18 protein-coding genes and 1 pseudogene are annotated in these 18,629 nt (G+C 73.3%); 7 read left to right on the forward strand and 12 right to left on the reverse strand.

What is annotated here, in order from left to right:
• The first annotated feature begins 26 nt into the window (after nucleotides 1–26).
• A complete protein-coding gene (locus DK412_RS26810; RefSeq protein ID WP_109975519.1) occupies nucleotides 27–944 on the forward strand; it encodes a beta-propeller fold lactonase family protein in 918 nt (305 codons plus the stop codon).
• A gap of 133 nt (nucleotides 945–1,077) precedes the next feature.
• Here DK412_RS26810 and DK412_RS26815 read toward each other — a convergent pair whose 3' ends face one another.
• From DK412_RS26815 to DK412_RS31205, 8 genes are all read right to left on the reverse strand, one after another.
• Nucleotides 1,078–1,329: a BrnA antitoxin family protein gene (locus tag DK412_RS26815; protein WP_109974460.1), complete on the reverse strand. Its 252-nt coding sequence runs from the start codon at nucleotides 1,327–1,329 to the stop codon at nucleotides 1,078–1,080.
• A 1,215-nt stretch (nucleotides 1,330–2,544) separates the two neighbouring features.
• Nucleotides 2,545–3,033: a hypothetical protein gene (locus tag DK412_RS26825; RefSeq protein WP_109974462.1), complete on the reverse strand. Its 489-nt coding sequence runs from the start codon at nucleotides 3,031–3,033 to the stop codon at nucleotides 2,545–2,547.
• 204 nt (nucleotides 3,034–3,237) lie between these two features.
• A complete protein-coding gene (locus DK412_RS26830) occupies nucleotides 3,238–4,119 on the reverse strand; it encodes a type II secretion system protein GspK (protein WP_245447313.1) in 882 nt (293 codons plus the stop codon).
• A gap of 20 nt (nucleotides 4,120–4,139) precedes the next feature.
• The gene (locus tag DK412_RS26835) at nucleotides 4,140–4,751 is read right to left on the reverse strand and encodes a prepilin-type N-terminal cleavage/methylation domain-containing protein (protein WP_109974464.1); all 612 of its coding nucleotides are present in this window, start codon (nucleotides 4,749–4,751) and stop codon (nucleotides 4,140–4,142) included.
• Nucleotides 4,752–4,797: 46 nt separating this feature from the next.
• Nucleotides 4,798–5,214, reverse strand: a complete 417-nt coding sequence (locus DK412_RS26840; RefSeq protein ID WP_162596315.1) for a type II secretion system protein — start codon at nucleotides 5,212–5,214, stop codon at nucleotides 4,798–4,800.
• 95 nt (nucleotides 5,215–5,309) lie between these two features.
• Entirely contained in the window at nucleotides 5,310–5,789 is a 480-nt protein-coding gene (locus DK412_RS26845) for a prepilin-type N-terminal cleavage/methylation domain-containing protein (RefSeq protein WP_109974466.1), read from the reverse strand.
• A complete protein-coding gene (locus DK412_RS26850) occupies nucleotides 5,789–6,268 on the reverse strand; it encodes an A24 family peptidase (protein WP_109974467.1) in 480 nt (159 codons plus the stop codon). Before DK412_RS26850 ends, DK412_RS26845 begins: the two co-directional genes overlap by 1 nt.
• Complete coding sequence (locus DK412_RS31205) at nucleotides 6,268–7,368, reverse strand: hypothetical protein (RefSeq protein ID WP_245447315.1); 1,101 nt, start codon at nucleotides 7,366–7,368, stop codon at nucleotides 6,268–6,270. Before DK412_RS31205 ends, DK412_RS26850 begins: the two co-directional genes overlap by 1 nt.
• A 233-nt stretch (nucleotides 7,369–7,601) precedes the next feature.
• Here DK412_RS31205 and gspG point away from each other — a divergent pair.
• A pseudogene (gspG, locus tag DK412_RS26860) lies at nucleotides 7,602–8,068 on the forward strand (type II secretion system major pseudopilin GspG).
• A gap of 378 nt (nucleotides 8,069–8,446) precedes the next feature.
• Nucleotides 8,447–10,831, forward strand: coding sequence for a type II secretion system secretin GspD (gene gspD / locus DK412_RS26865; RefSeq protein WP_109974468.1), 2,385 nt, complete (start codon nucleotides 8,447–8,449; stop codon nucleotides 10,829–10,831).
• A gap of 51 nt (nucleotides 10,832–10,882) precedes the next feature.
• Here the strand turns inward: gspD and DK412_RS26870 are convergent, their stop codons facing one another.
• The 3 genes from DK412_RS26870 to DK412_RS26880 are packed head-to-tail and all read right to left on the reverse strand — an operon-like array spanning nucleotide 10,883 to nucleotide 13,009.
• Nucleotides 10,883–11,404, reverse strand: a complete 522-nt coding sequence (locus DK412_RS26870) for a hypothetical protein (protein WP_109974469.1) — start codon at nucleotides 11,402–11,404, stop codon at nucleotides 10,883–10,885.
• A gap of 13 nt (nucleotides 11,405–11,417) precedes the next feature.
• Entirely contained in the window at nucleotides 11,418–11,939 is a 522-nt protein-coding gene (locus tag DK412_RS26875) for a GspMb/PilO family protein (protein ID WP_109974470.1), read from the reverse strand.
• The gene (locus tag DK412_RS26880) at nucleotides 11,939–13,009 is read right to left on the reverse strand and encodes a hypothetical protein (protein WP_109974471.1); all 1,071 of its coding nucleotides are present in this window, start codon (nucleotides 13,007–13,009) and stop codon (nucleotides 11,939–11,941) included. Before DK412_RS26880 ends, DK412_RS26875 begins: the two co-directional genes overlap by 1 nt.
• Before the next feature lie 165 nt (nucleotides 13,010–13,174).
• Here DK412_RS26880 and DK412_RS26885 point away from each other — a divergent pair, with 165 nt between their 5' ends.
• From DK412_RS26885 to DK412_RS26895, 3 genes are all read left to right on the forward strand, one after another.
• Entirely contained in the window at nucleotides 13,175–14,905 is a 1,731-nt protein-coding gene (locus tag DK412_RS26885) for a GspE/PulE family protein (protein WP_109974472.1), read from the forward strand.
• Entirely contained in the window at nucleotides 14,906–16,120 is a 1,215-nt protein-coding gene (locus DK412_RS26890; RefSeq protein ID WP_109974473.1) for a type II secretion system F family protein, read from the forward strand. It begins immediately after the preceding gene.
• A gap of 104 nt (nucleotides 16,121–16,224) precedes the next feature.
• Nucleotides 16,225–16,515, forward strand: coding sequence for a hypothetical protein (locus DK412_RS26895; RefSeq protein WP_204165644.1), 291 nt, complete (start codon nucleotides 16,225–16,227; stop codon nucleotides 16,513–16,515).
• A 73-nt stretch (nucleotides 16,516–16,588) separates the two neighbouring features.
• Here the strand turns inward: DK412_RS26895 and galU are convergent, their stop codons facing one another.
• On the reverse strand, nucleotides 16,589–17,455 hold the full coding sequence (galU, locus tag DK412_RS26900) for a UTP--glucose-1-phosphate uridylyltransferase GalU (protein ID WP_109974475.1): 867 nt from the start codon (nucleotides 17,453–17,455) through the stop codon (nucleotides 16,589–16,591).
• Between the two features lie 178 nt (nucleotides 17,456–17,633).
• Between galU and galE the strand changes: the two genes are divergently transcribed.
• Nucleotides 17,634–18,626, forward strand: coding sequence for a UDP-glucose 4-epimerase GalE (galE, locus tag DK412_RS26905; RefSeq protein ID WP_109974476.1), 993 nt, complete (start codon nucleotides 17,634–17,636; stop codon nucleotides 18,624–18,626).
• Nucleotides 18,627–18,629: the final 3 nt, after the last annotated feature.

Genomic DNA, 18,629 nt, shown 5'->3' on the forward strand with positions numbered 1-18,629 from the left:
ACGCCCGGCGTCTCGCCGGGCTCTGCCTGCTGGTCGGGATCGGCCATTCGCCGCTCCCCTCCCGGGCGGCGGAGGCCTTCCTCACCGCGCAGAACTCCGACACGGTCGACGTGGTCGATCTCGGCCTCGCCAGGGTGGTGGCGACGATCCCCGTCCCGGGCGCGCCGGCGGGCATCGCCCTGTCGCCGGACCGGGCCTCGGTCTACGTCACCGCGCCCGAGGGCAAGGCGCTGGTGGTGATCGACGCCGCGTCGCGGCGGGTCGCGCGCACGGTGGCGCTCGGCGGCGGACCCCTCGGGGTCGGGGTGAACCCGGTGAGCGGCGCGGTCTACGTCGCCGACTGGTACGCCAAACGGCTGTGGGAGGTCGATCCCAAGACCTTCGCGGTCGCGGCCGAGATCCCGGTCGGCACCTCGCCGTCGGGCGTCGCGGTGACGCCGGACGGCCGATTCCTGCTGGCGGCGGACCGGGACGACGACGCCCTCTCCCTCGTCGACACCGCGACGCGGCAGCGGATCGCGGTGATCCCGGTCGGCACGCGGCCGTTCGGGGTCACGATCGATCCTGACGGTCGCAGGGCCTACGCCGCCAATGTCGGCTCGAACGACGTCTCGGTCGTCGACATCGCGGCGCGCCGGCAGGTCGGCCGGGTCACGGTCGGCGAGCGGCCCTATGCGGTGGCAATCGCCCAGGGCCGCGCCTTCGTCACCGACCAGTATGGCGGCACGGTGAGCACCTTCGACACGGCCACCCTGGCGCCGGGCCCGCGGCTCGAGGTCGGCGAATACCCGGAGGGTATCCAGGCGAGCCCGGACGGCAAGACCGTCTACGTGGCGAACTGGGAATCGAACACCCTCACGGTGATCGATGCCGCGTCCCTGACGGTGACCGGGACGGTGAAGACCTCGGACGGGCCGCGGGCCTTAGGGCAGTTCCTGCGCTGAGCCGGGGCGGAGCGATCCGCTCGCGGATCGGCACGGAGGGGTAGTTCGACGCGAACGGGTTGGTCACCAGCCCGCCCTCGGCCCGCGCCGGGGCGGCGAGAAGCAGCAGGAGACCTGCGAGCCTCAGCCGCATCTAGAGACCGGCGGCCTTGCGCAGGGCGGCGTTGATGCGCTCCTGCCAGCCCGGCCCGTCCTCCTGGAAATGCTCGAGCACGTCACGGTCGAGGCGCAAGGACACGGTCTCGCGCACGCCGGGCACGGCGGCTTTCGGGGCTGCCTTCGGCGCGGGGCCTGCGCCCTCCGGCACCTTGCGGGTCACGGCCCGGAACGCGGCCTCGGCCGCTTGGCGCGGGTCGCTGCCGCGGCGGGAACGGTCAGACGTCATGGGGGTCCTCCTGCGGACGGCCCTACCACGGTGCGGACCGTCACGAAACGAGAACCCGCACATGACAAAGGCCCGCCGGCGCACCGACGAGCCTTGAGGAGGCAGGGTCCACGTTTCAGGGTGCGGGTGTGTTCGCACGGTACGATCGCGATGGCCGTCTCGGCCCGTACCGTATTCAGCCCGCCCTGAAGCCACTATCCCTGTCGATAACAGTCCGGTGGCGTGTCCTGGTCACCGGCATCGGTACTTGTCGCGTGAGGGCTGCAACCTTGAGATCTCATGGCGACCTCCTCGAGTTCGTCTCGACAGGGACTATGCTGCCCCTGCCGAGAGGGATGGTCAAGATGGATTCGTAGCCGACTGCGTTGTATCTTCGAGGGGTGGTCGAAACTTAACGAGAGGTAAAAACCCCGTATCGTGCGTTGGCGCCGGGCTCCCGTCGCGGCGTGACCAATCGGATGGCGGCACGCAGCTGCCGGGCGATGGCGCGGCGGGCGGACGCGAGGGCGCGCAAGCCCCGCGGTTCCCGGAGCCCCGTTGAACGGCAGCGTCGCTCGATCCGGCAGCAGGGCGGACATCTCTCTGTGTCGTCCCGGGGCGGACCATGGCGAGAATCGGGATCCATAACGGCCGACGGTACCGCTTCAAGCTGAACGCCGTCCGCTTCATCCTGCATCGTCGGCGGTTATGGATCCCGGGTTCCGCTTTCGCGGCCCCGGGATGACGAGGAGGGTTTCACCTCGGTCGCTCGTTCGGACAAACTGTCGGTGCGCCCGGTCGAGGGACGGATCGGGCGCGGCAACCCTCGCCGCCCAGCGCCGCTCTCGAAACGACGAAGGCCCGCCGGCGCACCGACGAGCCTTAAAGGGCAGGGTCCACGTTTCAGGGTGCGGGTGTGTTCGCACGGTACGATTGCGATGGCCGTCTCGGCCCCGTACCGTATTCAGCCCGCCCTGAAGCCACTATCCCTGTCGATAACAGTCCGGTGGAGTTTCCTGGTCACCGGCATCGGTCTGTGTCGCGTGAGGGCTGCAACCTTGAGAATTCATGGCTACCTCCTCGAGTTCGTCTCGACAGGGACTATGCTGCCCCTGCCGAGAGGGATGGTCAAGAGGGATTTGTAGCCGACTTTTTTGTGCTGCCGCGCTGGAACAAAACCTAAGGAGAGGTTAAGGGAGCCGCCGCCCGGTCGCGCCCTCCCCGTCCCGCCCGGGGTCACGCGACGTGCAGGATCGCGTCCTTCACGACCCGGGCGACGACGTCGCAGGTCAGGGCGCTGGCAGCGCAGTGGGTGACCTGCCGGTCGAAATGGTCGTGGTCGAGGCGCGGGTCGCAGGCGCTGGCGAGGAAGTAGCCCGCATCCGTGATGCTCATCACGTAGACGTCCGAGGCCTGGCCGGTGTGCCGGTTGATCAGCATGAACTGCGTGTAGGCCTGCTCGAAGTCGGGCCGGCCGCGCAGGGACGGCCCGCGCTCGATCAGCACCCCGTGGGGCTCGAGCTGGCTGCCGGCCGCCTCCAGCACCTCGGCGGCGATGTCGCGCAGAAGCGCCACGCGCTGCGCGTCTTCCGGCGAGAGCGGCGCCTCGTCCGCCGGTTCCGGGACCGCGGCGGCCTCGCGGCGCCGGCGCTGCTCCTCGAAGAAGCTCCCGAAATCCGACAGCACCACGTCCGGGCACCGGGGAACCGCCCTGGCCTCCGTCATCGCACCGAGCTCCCTTCGTCTCCAGGGTCGTTCTATACCACGTCCCAAGTTCAACTCGCCAAGTTCAACTCGCCAAGCTCAACTCGTGTCGCCGCCCGGTAGATCCTGCGCGATCTTGAAGAGGTGGCGGTCTTCGGCGTCGACTTCCCCCCGGATACGACGGCGCGGACCTTGGAGGCGGCCCGGATCGCGCCGTGCGACGGTCTAAGGACTCTCCGCGAGGGCCGCCGCCACCTGCGCGCAGGCAGGATGGAGGGTGCCGCCGCCGAGATCCGGCGCGACGGTCTGCTGCCAGACCAGGAAGCCGCCGCCGCCGAGGGTGACGATCGCGGCGCGCCCGGCGCGGGCGCGGCCCTCCTCGACGACGACCGACAGGCGGAAGACCTGGCGCGGCGACGGCACCGGGCCGGCGGAGCCGGGCAGGGAGCGGATCGCCGAGGGGTTCGCCCGCCGCACCAGGGCGGCGAGGTCGAAGCGGCCGGTCTCGTTGTAGACCGTGAGCACCGGCCGCAGGCGCGCGGCGGCGGCGGGCGTCATCGAGGGCAGGCGGTCGATCTCGTCGATGCTGGCGAAGGGCGCGTTGCGCGGGCCCCAGGGCAGGCCCCGGGCGCGGTATTGCGGCAGCTCCGCGCCGCGGCCGGGCTCGGGCGTGTCGTCGGGATCGCGGTAATCGACGATCTCGGCGGACAGCGTCAGCGCGTCCCGGTCCGGCACGCCGAGGAGCCGGAAGGCCTCCTCCATCGCCGGGCGCGGCGTGGTGTTGAGGTCGATCAGGGTGCCCTGGTCCTGGAGCGACAGGGAGGCCGTGCGCCCCGGCGCCAGCGGGCAGGCGGTGACGGTGCCGTCCTGCGGCAGGCCGGTGCCGGACCGGCGGTAGGTCCGCCCGAGGTCGAGCTCGTAGGCGATCAGGCGGGCGATCCCGTCCGCCGCGCCCTGGAGCCGCACCGCCTCGGCCCGGGCCTGGGCGAGGCCGGTGGCGGAGCGCACCTGCAGGATCGCCGCCGCCAGCACCGCGCCGACGACGATGAAGATCGCCAGCACCGACAGGAGCACGAAGCCGGCCTCGCCGGAGGCGCTCTCGTCCAAGGCGCTCTCGTCCAAGGCGCTCACGGGCCGGCGTCGAGGGCGATCAGGAGGGGGGGCCATCGGCGGCGGTCCGCGGGAGGAAAGGCGACCTGGATCTCGACGAGGTGCGGCGGCCGGTCCGGCCGCGACCAGGCCGGCAGCCAGAGCGGCGGGGCGCCGTCGGCGGGGGCGCCGTAATAGCGGAGGCTCAAGGCCGCGATCCGCCCGAGGATCGCCTCGCGGCCCGGCGAGGCCGGCGGCTGCCCCGGCAGCGCCGCGGCCTCGCTGCGGCTCTCCAGGAGGTCGAAGGCGCCCCCGGCGGGCATCGCCGCCAGCGTCATCGCGATCTCGGTCGGGCGCTCGAGGGTCTGGTCGGGGGCCAGCGCCGCCGTGAGCCCGTCCGGCCCGCCGCGCAGGGTCGGCCGGCGGCCGTCGGGGCGGCGCTGGGCCAGGCTGCCGAGGGTGCGCCGCAGGTGGTCGCGGACCGACTGCACCTCCTCGGCCCCCGCCGCCCGCGCCGCCGCAGCCGAGGCGCCGCCGGCGATCCGCACGGCGTTGAGCAGCAGCACCCCGACGAGCCCGGCCAGCGCGAGGCAGACCAGGGTCTCGACCAGGGTGAACCCGGCCTGCCGCGCGGCCAAGTCCCGGCTCATGCGGCCAAGTCCCGGCTCATTATGTCCCGGCTCATTATGTCCCGGCTCATTCCGTCTTCTCCGGGATCAGCGTGGCGTAGATCGGCGCGCCCGAGGCTCCCATTACCCGGATCTGCCAGAGCGGCGGCACGCGGCCGAGCCCGAGGGCCGGGCGCAGGTCGGTGACGGCGAGGGCATAGGGCGTGCCGTCCGAGAACACGTCCCGGACGAGGCCTGGCCGCAGCGGACCGGCGGCGAGGCGGCGCAGGACGACGCCCTCCGCCTCGTCGGCGGCGACGCGGCTCGCCTCGATGCGCCGGACAGCCGCGGCCGCCGTGCCGGCGATCTGGAATGCCATGATCGTCGCGGCGGCGGCGATGCCGAACGCCACCAGCACCTCGACGGTGGTGAAGCCGTCCTCCTCGCGCGGGCGACAGCATTTCCCGACCAAGTGGCCGCCGGTCGGGCGAAGAACACGCGGCACACTCAAAGACCGAGAGCCGCGCCCGATCGCACCATGATCGGGCGCGGCTCTCGCGCGCGGCCGCATGCGCAGGAGCAGCGCCCTCGTCAGCGCCCTCATGGCCCGTCCTCCCGCCGCACCCGGCCGGTGAGCGCGCTGACCGACAGGGCCCGGCGCGTCCCGCCCCCGGCGAGCAGGATCCGCCCGCCGGTCGAGCTGCCGTCGGGCATGAGCCGCACCTCTCCCGGCACCGGCCGGCCGACCGGGCCGGGCTCGACCGCCACCGCGAGGCCGCCGACCGGGATCGGCGGCGCGCCCGGGCGGGAGCTGGTGAAGAGCCGCGCCTGCGGCTCGAAGGCGAGGCGCCCGGCCCGGCCGGTGCGGATCGCCTCGGCCCGCAGGCGGCCGATCTCGGCCGCGACGGTCTCGGAGACGAGCAGGGTGCGCCGGTCGAGGGCGCCGGGGCCGAGGGACTGGAACGCCACCCCGGCGGCGAGCCCCATGATCGCCATCGTCACCAGCATCTCGACGAGCGTGAAGCCCGCCTGAGAAAAGCCCGCCTGGCCGACGCTCTCCCGCCCCCCGTTCCCGTCCATCAGCCGGCCGGCCCGATCAGGAGGGCGGCGTGGAGCCCGAGCGCCAGGAACGGCCCGAACGGCAGCGCGGTCTCGCGCCCGACCGCCCGCCCGGCCAGCGCCACCAGGCCGACCACTGCCAAAGCCGACAGGCTGGCCGCCAGGACGAGCACCGGCAGGCCGGCGAGCCCGGTCCAGGCGGTGGCGGCGGCGATGAACTTGACGTCGCCGAGGCCGAGCCCGATCCGGCCGCTCGCCCGGGCGTGCAGGGCGCGCAGGGCCCGGAACAGCCCGTAGGCGAGGCCGGCCTGCGCGAGGCCGAAGCCGAGTCCCTCCGCCCCGTCCCGCCAGCCGGCGAGGCCGAGGCCGAGGCCGAGGAGCGCGAGGTTGAGCGCGTCCGGGATGATGCGGCGGCGCAGGTCGATCAGGCTCGCCGACAGGGTCAGCGGCAGCGGCAGCAGGGCGGGCAGCACCGCGCCGGCGAGGAGGGCGGCCGACATCACGCCCGCCCGGCCGGGCGCGCCCGGGGCGCCGCCGGCGCGAGGGCGAGGATCCGGTCGGCGGGGATCCGGGCCGGGCCGGCTGGGGCGGGGCGGGCCGGCTCCGTGGGCGGCGCGACGGGCGACGGGGGGCCCGCGGGAGTGCCCGGTTCGGCCGAGCGTGAAGCGGGTTCGGCGAGACCGATCGCCGGCAATGCGAGAGCCGCCGCCGTTTCCGCCAGGGTGGCCCTGGGCCCGCCGAGGCGGAGCGCGGGCTCGGCCAGGACGTCCGCCGGTGCCGGCATCGGCGCAGGGTCCGGTGTCGCGGCCCGAGCCGGCGCCGGGGCCTGCCCGTTCGAGGCTTGTTCCTTCGAGGTCTTGGCGACCTGCCGCACGCTCCACTCGCGCAGGTGCAGCCAGTAGAAATAGGCCGCCAGCGAGGCCGCCAGGACGCCGGCGACCCACAGGGCCAGGAGCAGGCCGGCGGGAACCCGGCCGTTCAACTCGCGCATCAGCCCGAGGGCGAAAGCGGTGTACCAGGATACGCCGGAGACCGCGCCCGAGACCAGGAAGATGCCGGTGCGCACGCCCGACACGCCGTCGAGCATCGGCCGGCCGATGTCGCGCAGCACGCCCGGCAGCACGACGGCGTGAATGACGAGGCCGTTGATGGTGAGCGCCAGCACCACGACGATCTTGGCCCAGAGCTTCGGGTTGTCGAACTTCTCCGGCGATTCCAGCGCGTAGACGGCGAGGAAGCCGAGTCCCGAGAGCCAGAGCAGGCCGAGGCCGACCGAGACGACCTTGCCGACGAACAGGAAGATCCGGGCGATCTCGCCCGGCAGGCTGCCCCAGCGCATCCAGCGCAGGATCCAGAAGTCGAGCATCGTGGCGCCGCCGAGGCCGAAGGACAGGCCGAGGAGATGCAGGGCGACGAGCAGCGTCAGCACCCGGATCGGCGGGAACGGCGCCGGCAGCGGCACCACCAGCGGCTCGGCGGCCAGCGCCCCGCCGCCGAGCAGGCTCGCGAGCGCGAGCCCCGCCACCGCCGGGCCGGCGATCCTTCGACCGCGCCGGCGGCGTCCACCCGCGCGGGCCGCGTGTCCGGCTGAGCGGTTCATGCGTCTCCCCTGCCCTGTTCTGGAAAACAATCCTCGCCCGAACGCCCCTGCCCCAAGGCCTCGCGGTCGCGAGCTCCGATCTTGGTCGGAATTGGATAACAAATCCCGACTTTGGACAACAAATCCCGACTTGGGCGGCGTGCCGCCGCTCCGTCAGCACCGGCAGTGAGGGCTTCTTTACGAAGAGACGGCACCCTCGCGCACCGATCGTCCATTCGCGCCGAGGCCGCACGATGCTCATCACAACGCAACCGGATCGCGGCGAACCGCGCGAGACCCGGCTCCATGACCGGCAGAACAGTCAGGCGGGCTTCTCCCTGGTCGAGCTTCTCGTCGTCCTGGCGATCATCGGCATGATCGCCACCATGGTGACGCCGCAGGTGCTGGGTTACCTCGGCCGCGCCAAGGGCGAGACGGCGCGCATCCAGGTCAAGAACATCGCCCAGGCGGTCGAGCTGTACTACCTCGACCTCGGCGCCTACCCGACCTCCCAGCAGGGCCTGCAGGCCCTGGTGCAGCCGACCGGCCCGGGCTGGCGCGGCCCCTACGTGCGCGACGCCCGCGGCCTCACCGATCCGTGGGGCCACGCCTACCTCTACCGCTCCCCGGGACCGCCGGCACCCCGTTCGAGGTCTACAGCCTCGGTGCCGACGGCAAGGCCGGCGGCGCCGGCGACCAGGCCGACGTCGCGAGCAACTGACGGCCCCTGTTCCGCGACCGTCGGACGATGCGGCGTCAGGCCCGCCATCCGCCGGCCGCGCGGGCCGTATCGGATGATGGTCCGGCGCTGTCCGACAGTCGATCGCTCAGGATCGACAGTCCGGTGCCGGATCCGGACGGCGTGATCCGGTTGTCGCTGCGATCGCGCGATCCGGTTCTTGTTGGGCGTTTCTTGCTGACGTGGTGCCGGGATGCCGCCCGGGCGTGGGATCGCTCCGGCATGCGGCATGCCGAGGCTGCAACTTCAGCGCGCGAGCATTGCAGGAAGTCGGCCGCCGCGGTCCCTTCAACTCCGCATTAACCATAACTCTCCTAACGTTCGCCGCATCGGCAAGCAGGCGACGGGGACGGCGGGGTGATGATCAGAGGTGCGCCTGTCCTCGCCCTGGCGCTCGCCTGCGGCTGTGCGCCGATCGCCCGCGCCGCGGAACCGATCGGGCAAGCTGGCCCAGGATATGCCGGCGGGTATGCCGGCGCCCGCGACACCGGTGCCCTGGTCCTGCGCGGCGACGACCGGCTGATTGGCGGCGAGCCCCCGGCCCGGGAACCGATCGCCGGCGGGCCGGTGAGCCTCAACCTCGTGGAGGTGCCGCTGCCGGTGGCCGCCAAGGCGGTCTTCGCCGACACGCTCGGCTGGGGCTACAGCCTGGACGAGCGGGCCTCCGGCACCATCACCCTGCAGACCGGCGGAGCGGTGAGCCGCGAGGCGCTGCTGCACATGTTCGAGACGGCGCTGGCGAGCCGGGGCCTGTCCCTGCGCCGTTCCGGCCGCAGCGTGCAGATCGTGCCGGCGGGCGGCGCCCCCGACATCCGCCCGGTCCAGGGCGTGGGCGCCGAGGCGGGCGCGGTCGCGGTGCCCCTGCGCTGGATCTCGGCCGCCGAGATGCAGGCGATTCTGGGGGCGGTGGCGCCGCGCGAGGTGGTGCTGCGGGCCGACCGGGCGCGCAACCTGCTGATCCTCTCCGGCGACGCCAACCAGATCCGGGTGCTGCGCCAGACCATCGCGGTGTTCGACGTCGACTGGATGCGCGGCATGTCGACCGCGATGGTGCCGGTGCGCAGTTCGAACCCGGTGGCGTTGGCCCGCGACCTGACCCAGATCTTCGGCGGCGAGACCTCCGGCTCCGGCGACGTGATCCGCTTCATCCCCAACGAGGCGCTGAACGCGATCCTGGTGGTGAGCTCCCGCGCCGCCTATCTCGACCGCGCCCGGGCGCTCCTGGCGCAGCTCGAGACCCTGGCCGCCGACCGCGAGCGCCAGCTCTTCGTCTACCGGATCCAGAACCGCTCGGCGAAGGAACTCGCCGCCGTGCTCCAGGGCGTGGTGATGGCGGAGATGGGCGGTGCCTCCGGCATGTCCGGGATGGGCGGCTACGGCGGCGGCTATGGGAGCGGCTACGGGGGCGCCTCCGGCAGCTACGCCGCCATGGGTGGTGGCTATGGCGGTGGCCTTGGCGGCGCGGGGGGCTTCGGCAGTGTGTCAGGCGGCGGCCTCAGTGCGGGCGCTGTGGCCGGCGGAGCCGCCGGGGGCGGATCCCTGGGTGCGTCCGGCGGTTCCGCGGCGGGCGGCGCCTCCCCGTCGGGATCCGGCTGGGCCTCGGGCGGCGATGCCGGTGCCGGCGGCGCGGGCCTCGGCGCGTCGGGCGGGCTCGGGACGGCCATGGCCGGCGGGGGCGGGATGTTCGGCGGGGGCGCTTACGGCGCCTACGGCGGCGGGCTCGATTCGGGGTTCTCGGGCGGCGCCGGGATGCGGCGGGACGCCATCGGCATCGTCGCGGACGACGCCAACAACAGCCTGGTGATCTCGGCCACCCGCAACCAGTACGACAAGATCCTGCGCATCCTCGGCCGCCTCGACGCGATGCCGACCCAGGTGCTGCTCGAGACGGTCATCGCCGAGGTGACGCTCAACGACAACCTCGCCTTCGGCGTGCAGTGGTTCCTCAAGGAGCGCGGCAGCCGCTTCAACCTCGCCAGCACCGAGACCGACAAGGCGGCGCTGACGAGCGGCACCGCGGGCCTGATCACCTCGGCGATCCGCGGCGTGCCGGGCTTCAACTACCTGCTCGCCGGGACCGACTTCAACGTGGTGCTCAACGCGCTCCAGGGCGTGACCCGCGTCAACGTCATCTCGTCGCCCAACATCACGGTGCTCGACAACCGCACCGCCAAGCTCCAGGTCGGCGACCAGGTCCCGATCATCAAGCAGACCGGCCAGAGCGCGCTCACCGCCGGCGCGCCGATCCTCAACCAGATCGAGATGAAGGATACCGGCGTCATCCTCTCGGTGACGCCGCGGGTGAACAAGAACGGCCTCGTCGTGCTCGACATCAACCAGGAGGTCAGCGACGTCGTCCCGACCACGACCTCGACGATCGACTCGCCGACGATCCGCCAGCGCCGGGTGGCGACCAGCGTCGCGGTGAACGACGGGCACAGCCTCGCCATCGGCGGCATGGTGCAGGAGAAGGCGCAGATCACCAACGAGAACCTGCCGGTGCTGAGCGACCTGCCGGTGATCGGCGCGGCGTTCCGCAACCGGGTCGACCAGCGGGTCCGGACGGAACTCCTTGTGTTCATCCGCCCGCGGGTGATCCGCGGCACGGCCGAGGCCGACCGCATCTCCGAGGATTTCCGCCAGCAGTTCCGCGCGATGATGCCGGTGCGCCCGGTCCTGCCGCCCCCGCCCCTGCCGGCGGCGCATCAGGGCTCGCAGGGCATCCTGCGGCGGATGCTGGATTGAGGGGGCGCCCGTCGCGCGTCGGGACCTGTCTGGCCCGACCCCACACTCGCCTCACGGCCGCATCGCCTGCCCCGCCTCCGCCACCGGCTTCGCGCCCACCGGCCGCAGGGTCGCGGGCGCGCCGAGGAAGGTCGCGACGTAGCGGCGTTCGCCCTGGGCCAGGGTGACCTGGTCGCGCCCGATCGCGGCGACGCGCCAGTCGCCCCGTCCCTCGCCGCGGGCGAGCCAGGCCTGGGTGCCGCTGCCGTCGTCGATCAGCGCCCGCGCGGCCGAGCCGTCGAGCAGGATGCCGCGCACGGTCAGCACCGGGCGCGGCGGGTCGCCGTCCAGGATGTCGCGCGCGCCCCGGGCGGTCCAGAGGCGCCGGCCGGGATCGAAGAGCGGGCGCTGCAAGGCGGTCTCGTCTGCCGGCGGCGTCGCGGCGACGGCGCGGGGCGGCAGGGGCGCCGGGCCCCCGTCGACCGGCCAGGCGAACGCGGCGAGCGTCGTGCAGGCCGCCAGCGCGCAGGCGATGCGGGGCCCGCGCCCGGTCGCCGCCAGGGTCGCGCGCAGGTGAGGTCCGATCCGTCCCACGGTCGAGGCGTCCTTATGGGGTGGTCCTGACGGCCGGGGCGGGCAGCAGCACGCCGCGCACCGTGAGGGTGAGGCGCATCACGGTGGCGCGCCCGATCTCCGGATCGGCCGGGCGCTCGATGCCGATCTCGGCCTCCTCCGGGACGATCAGGGGGCTGCCCGTCTCGAGCGCCTGGAGCAGCCCGTGCAGGCCCTCCGCGGAGCCGCGCAGCGAGGCCGTGAGGCGCGGCAGGGTCGGGCGGGCCGGATCGGGCTGGAGCCCGGCCCCGTCGACCACGGCGACGCGCTCCGCCGCCAGCGCGTCGAGGCGGGCCCGGAAGGCGGCGACGAGGCCGGCCTCGTCCATCGCCGACAGGGGCGGCACCGAGGGCGGGCCGGCGGAGGCGGCTTGCGCCCGGGCGAGGCGCTCGCGGGCGAGCGCGATGTCGTCCTGGGCGCCGAGCGCGTCGAGCACCGGCCCGAGCGAGAGGGCGGCCACGAAGACCAGTCCGGCGAGGCCGAGGAGCAGCGGCCGCCCGGCGAGGGAGGGCGGCATCACGGCCGGGCTCCGGTGCGGCGCGGCAGTGCGACGACGAGGCGCTGGCCGCCCTCCGCCGGCGCGTCCTGACGCAGCTCCGGGGCGCCGAAGCCCGGCAGCCGCGCCAGGGCCGCGAGGACCGTCGGCGCGTCCGGCGCCAGAAGCGTCAATTCGAGCCCCGCGGGCGTGAGGCGCAAGGACTCCGCCGAGACCGTGCCCGGCAGCGCCGCCGCGACCGAATCCCACACCCGCGCCACGGGGAGGCCGCGCTCGGCGAGGATCGCGGCGGCCCCCGCCTGGACCGCCGGCGGCAGGCCGGAGGCCGCGGCCCGGCGGGCGGCGGCGAAGGCGTCGTCGAGGGCGGCGAGCGTCGCCGCCTGGTGCTGGCGCAGGCCGAGGAAGGCGGCGAGCAGGAACAGGCCGGTCGCCGCCACGAGGACGAGGTCGCCGGCCTTGCGCAGCAGCGACGGCAGGGCGTGGTGCCCGCTCGACAGGAGGTCGACCGGCATCGTCCGGTCCTCCGCCGGCCCGACCGCGACGACGCTCGCCTTCATCCCCGCCCCCGCCAGGGCCTCCAGCAGGGGGACGAGACGGGCGCGCTTGAGCACGACGTGGCGCACCCGCAGGGTGCGGGTCGCCGCGTGCTCGCCCTCGACGTACCAGTCGGAAAAGACCTGGTCGGCGCGGAACGGGGTCGCGGCCTCGAGCTCCTGGGCCAGCACCGCGCGCATCCGCGGCAGGGCCGCCCCCGGCAGCTCCAGGGTGCGGATGAAGCAGGCGGCGGGATCGACGACGATCTTCGCGCGGGCCCCCGGCCGGCCGCCCCGGATCGCCGCGATCCGGTCGGCGAGGTCGTCCGCCTGGAGGTCGAGGCGGTAGGTCCGGTCCTGCCCGTCGCGCCGGTCGATCACCGCGACGCCGGTCTCGCCCGGCGCCCCGAGCCGTAGGGTCAGGAGCGCCGGCTCGCGGTCGGCGCGGACCTCGCTCAGGCCGAGGAGGTGCAAGGCGGCGTCGAGGCCGGACCGGAGCGAGGCTCCGACCGACGACAGCAGCCCCTGGACCGGGGACGGGAGGGAGGGCGCGCGCAAGACCGGTCGGCTCCGGCGCCCGTCAGGATGCGGCGGGCGTCGCAGAGACATCTAACGCAGCGATATTTCCGTCCGCTTAAGGGCGCCGCGGGAGAATGCGCCCCTGCTTGCCTGCGCCGACCGGTTCGGTCGGGCTTCCTTTTCGTCTTTCTCTGGGTCAGGACGATGCTGAGCATCTGGGCGGGCAAGACCCGGCCGCGGCGGGCGCGGGCCGACCGGCGCGACGCCGCCCGCAGCCGTGCCGACGACCTGCGCGCCTTCGTCGACCGGCTCGCCGAGAGCGACGTGCTCGACGCCGCCGGCCACGAGCGGGCGCTCGCCGCCCTCGACGGGCCCGGCCGGCGCCCCCTGCCCCTGCTGCTGACCGAGCTCGGCCTCGTCCACGAGACGACGCTCGTCACCGCCCTCTCGGAGGCGACCGGCCTGCCGATCCTGCGCCAGGAGGACCTGCCGGGCGAGCCGGTCCTGGCCGATCTCCTCTCGCCCGATTACTGCGCCCGCGCCCGGGTGCTGCCGCTCTCCGCCGAGCCCGACCGCCTCGTCGTGGCGGTCGTCGACCCGTTCGACGGCGAGACCACCCGGGCGCTGGAGCACCTCCTCGACCGGGCGGTCGCCCCCTGCCTCCTCGGGCCCGGCAGCTTCGAGCGGGCCCACCGCGCCGTCTACGGCGACGTCGCCGAGGAGGGCGAGGCGGGGGGCGACGACGACCTGGCACGCCTCGCCGACGTGGCGAGCCAGGCGCCGATCGTGCGGCTCGCCGCGCGCCTCGTGCGCAAGGCCTTCGAGCTCTCGGCCTCCGACATCCACCTGGAGGCGGAAGAGGCCGACATGCGGGTGCGCTATCGCGTGGATGGCGTGCTGGTCGAGTCCGAGCGGCTGGCGAAATCGGTGCAGCTGGCGCTGACCACCCGCATCAAGATCCAGGCCGGCCTCAACATCGCCGAGCGGCGCCTGCCCCAGGACGGGCGCATGCAGGCCCCCGACCGCGGCCAGGACGTCGATATCCGCGTCTCGACCCTGCCGACCGCCCACGGCGAGAGCGTGGTGCTGCGCGTCCTCGACGGCTCGCGCCGGGTCGAGGATTTCTCCGCCCTCGGCTTCGACGCGGCGGCGATCGACGCGATCGCCGCGATGACGAGCCGGCCGAACGGCCTCGTCCTCGTCACCGGCCCGACCGGATCGGGCAAGACCACGACGCTCTACGCCGCGCTCCGCCGGATCAACGGCCCGCATCTCAAGGTCGTCACCGTCGAGGATCCGGTCGAGTACCGGATGGCCGGCGTCAACCAGGTCCAGGCCCATCCCGGCATCGGCCTCGACTTCGCCGCCGCGCTCCGCTCGATCCTGCGCCAGGACCCGGACGTGGTGATGGTCGGCGAGATCCGCGACGGCGAGACCGCCCGCATCGCCGTGCAGGCGGCGCTGACCGGCCACCTCGTCATCTCGACGCTCCACACCAATTCCGCCCCCGCCACCGTGACCCGGTTGATGGACATGGGCGTCGAGCCCTACCTGATCGCCGCGGTCCTCAACGGCGTGGTGGCCCAGCGCCTGGTCCGGCGTCTCTGCGGCTCCTGCGCCGAACCCAGTCCGGCGACGCAGCAGGAGCGCCTGCGCCTCGGCATTTCGCCTGAGACCCCCTTGAGCCTCAAGCGCGCCCGCGGCTGTCCGACCTGCAACGGCACCGGGTATCGCGGCCGCATGGTCGCCTCCGAGATCATGACCCTGGACGGGGAGCTCCGCGGGCTGATCGCCAACCGTGCCGACGAGCAGACGCTCACCGCCCGGGCGCGGGCCGCCGGGATGACGCCCCTTGCCGAGTGCGCGAGGGCGCGGGTGCTCGATGGCGAGACGACCCTCGACGAGGTCGGGCGGGTGCTGGAAGGAATCGTGTAAATGCCGCGCTTCGCCTACAAGGCCTATGCGGGGGACGGGCGCTCGCGCGCCGGCACGATCGAGGCCGAGACCCGCCCGCGCGCTGTGGCGCGACTGCGGTCCGACGGGCTCCAGGTCTACGAGATCGCGGAGGCGGCGGCCGGGCCGGCGCCGTTCTGGCGCCGCGACCTGTTCGGGCGCGACCGGGTCAACGACGCCGCCCGCATCGCCTTCCTGCGCGAGTTCGGCACGCTGGTCGGGGCCGGGCTGACCGTCGACCGCGCCTTACGCCTCGTCGAGCGCCAGGCCGGCCCGGCCCTCAAGCCGGTGCTGGCCGACCTGCTCGAGCGGGTGGTGGCCGGCGCCTCGCTGTCGCGGGCGATGGCGGCCCACCCGCAGGCCTTCCCGCGCGACATGGTCGACATCGTGCGGGCCGGCGAGGCCACCGGGACGCTGGTCGACGTCGTCGGCTCGCTCACCGCCTCGATCGAGCGCCGCGACGCGGTCCGGCGCCACCTCTCCTCGGCGATGATCTACCCGGCGCTCCTGATCGCGATGGCGGTCGGCACCGTGGCGATGATCGTCGGCGTGCTGGTGCCGGCCCTCGCGCCTCTCTTCGAGGGCAGCGGCCAGGCGCCGCCCTTCGCGATCCGCGCCGCCGGCTGGCTCGGCGACACGCTCGCGGCGACCTGGCCGTTCCTCCTCGGGGGCCTCGCGCTGACGGTCCTCGGGCTCGCCCGGGCGTGGCGGATGCCCGCCTTCGCGGCTGCCCGGGCGCAACTGGCGCTCCGCCTGCCGCTGGTGCGCGAGATCGTGGTCGGCATCGAGTGCGGCCGCTTCTGCCGGGTGCTCGGCACGCTGCTGGCCGCCGAGGTGCCGATCCCCGACGCGGTGGCGGCGACGCGGCCGCTCGCCGGCAACCGAGTCTTCCGCCGCGCCCTCGACGAGGCCGGGCGGCGGCTGGCGGAAGGCGGCAGCCTCGCCTCGGGGCTCTCCTCGCTCAAGCCCTACGCCGCCTCGACCCTGAACCTGATCGCCAGCGGCGAGCAGGTGAACCGCCTCGGCAGCGTCCTCATCCACGCCGCCGAGATGCACGAGACCGAGACCCGCCAGCGCATCGACCGCCTGCTCGCCCTGCTCACCCCGCTCGTGACCGTGGCGATCGGCGGCCTGATCGGCGGCCTGATCATCTCGGTGATGGGGGCGATCCTGAGCGTGGGGCAATTGACGCAGTAGGGCTCAAGGGATCCGGGAGAGGGATCCGGGCTCGACATCCGCGCGTTGGCCGCGTTCCTGTCTCGGGAAGTGCCGTGTCCGCCGATCGCCGCCGATATCCGATCCTGCTCGCCGCCTGCATCGTCGCGGCCATCCCGGCCGCGGCGAGCGCGCAGCAAGGCCGCCCCTCGACCCTCGACATGACCTGCGGCCAGGCGCGGAGCTTCCTCGCGGCCCGGGGCGCCGCGGTGCTCGGCACCGGGGGCTACACCTACGACCGATTCGTGCGTGACCGCAGCTTCTGCGAGCCGACGCAGATCACCAAGAACGCCTTCGTGCCGACCCGCGACACGCCGGAATGCCTCGTCGGCTTTCGCTGCATCGAGCCCGGCCGCAACTGGTTCGACGACGAGTAGGGCCGATGGACAGGGCGAAGCGGCGTCGAGGCCCGCAGGGCTCCGACGCCGGACCAAGTCGGCCCTTCGCGTGTCAGCCCTTGGCCAGCAGCGCCTCGATCTCCTGCTTGAGCGCGTCGCGCAGCTCCGGCCGCTCCAGGCCGTAGGCGAGGTTCGCCACCAGGAAGCCGAGCTTCGAGCCGGTGTCGTAGGTCTTGCCGCGATAGTGCATGCCGTAGAACTTCTGCGTCTCCGACAGGCGCTTCATGCCGTCGGTGAGCTGGATCTCGCCGCCGGCCCCGCGCTCGCCGCGCTCGAGGATCGAAAAGATTTCCGGCTGGAGGATGTAGCGGCCCGAGATGATGTAGTTCGACGGCGCGGTGCCCTTCGGCGGCTTCTCCACCATGCCGGTGATCTCGAAGGTGTCGCCGAATTCCTGGCCGACGCTGACGATGCCGTACTGGTGCGTCTGGTCGGGCGCGACCTCCTCGACGGCGATGATGTTGCCGCCGTGCTGGTCGTAGGCCTTGAGCATCTGCACCATGCTGCCGCGGCTGAGCATGTCGGGCAGGATCACCGCGAAAGGCTCGTCGCCGACGATCTCGCGGGCGCACCATACCGCGTGGCCGAGGCCCAGCGGCTCCTGCTGGCGGGTGAAGCTGGTCTGGCCGGCGGCCGGCAGGTCCTTCTTCAGGCCCTCGTAGGCCTCCGTCTTGCCGCGCTCCTGCAGGGTGCGCTCGAGCTCGTAGGAGATGTCGAAATGGTCCTCGATCACCGCCTTGCCACGGCCGGTGACGAAGATGAAATGCTCGATCCCGGCTTCCCGGGCCTCGTCGACCACGTGCTGGACCACCGGACGGTCGACGACCGTCAGCATCTCCTTGGGCACCGCCTTGGTCGCCGGCAGGAAACGGGTGCCGAGGCCCGCGACCGGGAGGACGGCTTTGCGAATGCGTTTCATCGTGCGTGATCCAGTGAACACCAGGGAGCGGCCGGACCGCCCGGCGGGACCGGGCGCATCCGGGCCTCTCACGCCCGGCCGACCCCCTCTCCCAGGCAGCCTTGCCACCGGACAGCTTAATTGACGCTGAAGCATTGCGGGGTATGGATCAACCCGTCTCACGTCGGGAGCGAGCGGAATGGCGGTACTTGTCACGGGCGGCGCCGGATATATCGGCAGCCATATGGTGCTCGCCCTGATCGATGCCGGCCACGACGAAGTGGTGGTCCTCGACGATCTCTCGACCGGCTTCGACTGGGCGCTGCCGCCGGAAGTCACGCTGGTGCGCGGCGACGTCGCCGACCAGAATCTGGTGGCCGAGACCATCCGCCGGCACAAGATCGACGCCCTGGCGCACTTCGCCGCCAAGATCGTGGTGCCCGACTCGGTGTCGGATCCCCTCGGCTACTACCTCGCCAACACCGTCAAGTCGCGCGCGCTGATCGAGGCGGCGATCAAGGCGGGCGTGCGCCACGTGATCTTCTCCTCGACCGCCGCGGTCTACGGCGAGCCGGCGGTCGTGCCGGTGCCCGAGGACCTGACCCCGAACCCGATCAACCCCTACGGCCGCTCCAAGCTGATGACCGAGTGGATGCTGGAGGACGCCGCCCGCGCCCACGGCATCAGCTACGTGGTCCTGCGCTACTTCAACGTGGCGGGCGCCGATCCGCGCGGGCGCTCGGGCCAGTCGACCCCCAACGCCACCCACCTCATCAAGGTCGCGACGCAGGCGGCGTTGGGCAAGCGCGGCCAGCTCGAGGTGTTCGGCACCGACTATCCGACGCCGGACGGCTCGTGCCTGCGCGACTACATCCAGGTCTCGGACCTGGCGGCGGCCCACCTCGTGGCGCTCAACCACCTGCGCGGCGGGGGGACGAGCCTGACGCTCAATTGCGGCTACGGCCGCGGCTACTCGGTGCTGGAGGTGATCGATGTAGTGAAGTCGGTCTCCGGCGTCGACTTCCCGGTCAAGCTCTCGCCGCGCCGCCCCGGCGACCCGTCGCGGATCGTCGCCGGGGCGGACCGCATCCGGGCCGAGCTCGGCTGGGTGCCGCAGCACGACGACCTGCGCGAGATCGTCACCCAGGCGCTCGCCTGGGAGGAGGCGCTGGGCCGGCGCAACCGGGTCTGAGCC

The organism is Methylobacterium sp. 17Sr1-1 (assembly GCF_003173775.1).
GTDB lineage: Bacteria > Pseudomonadota > Alphaproteobacteria > Rhizobiales > Beijerinckiaceae > Methylobacterium.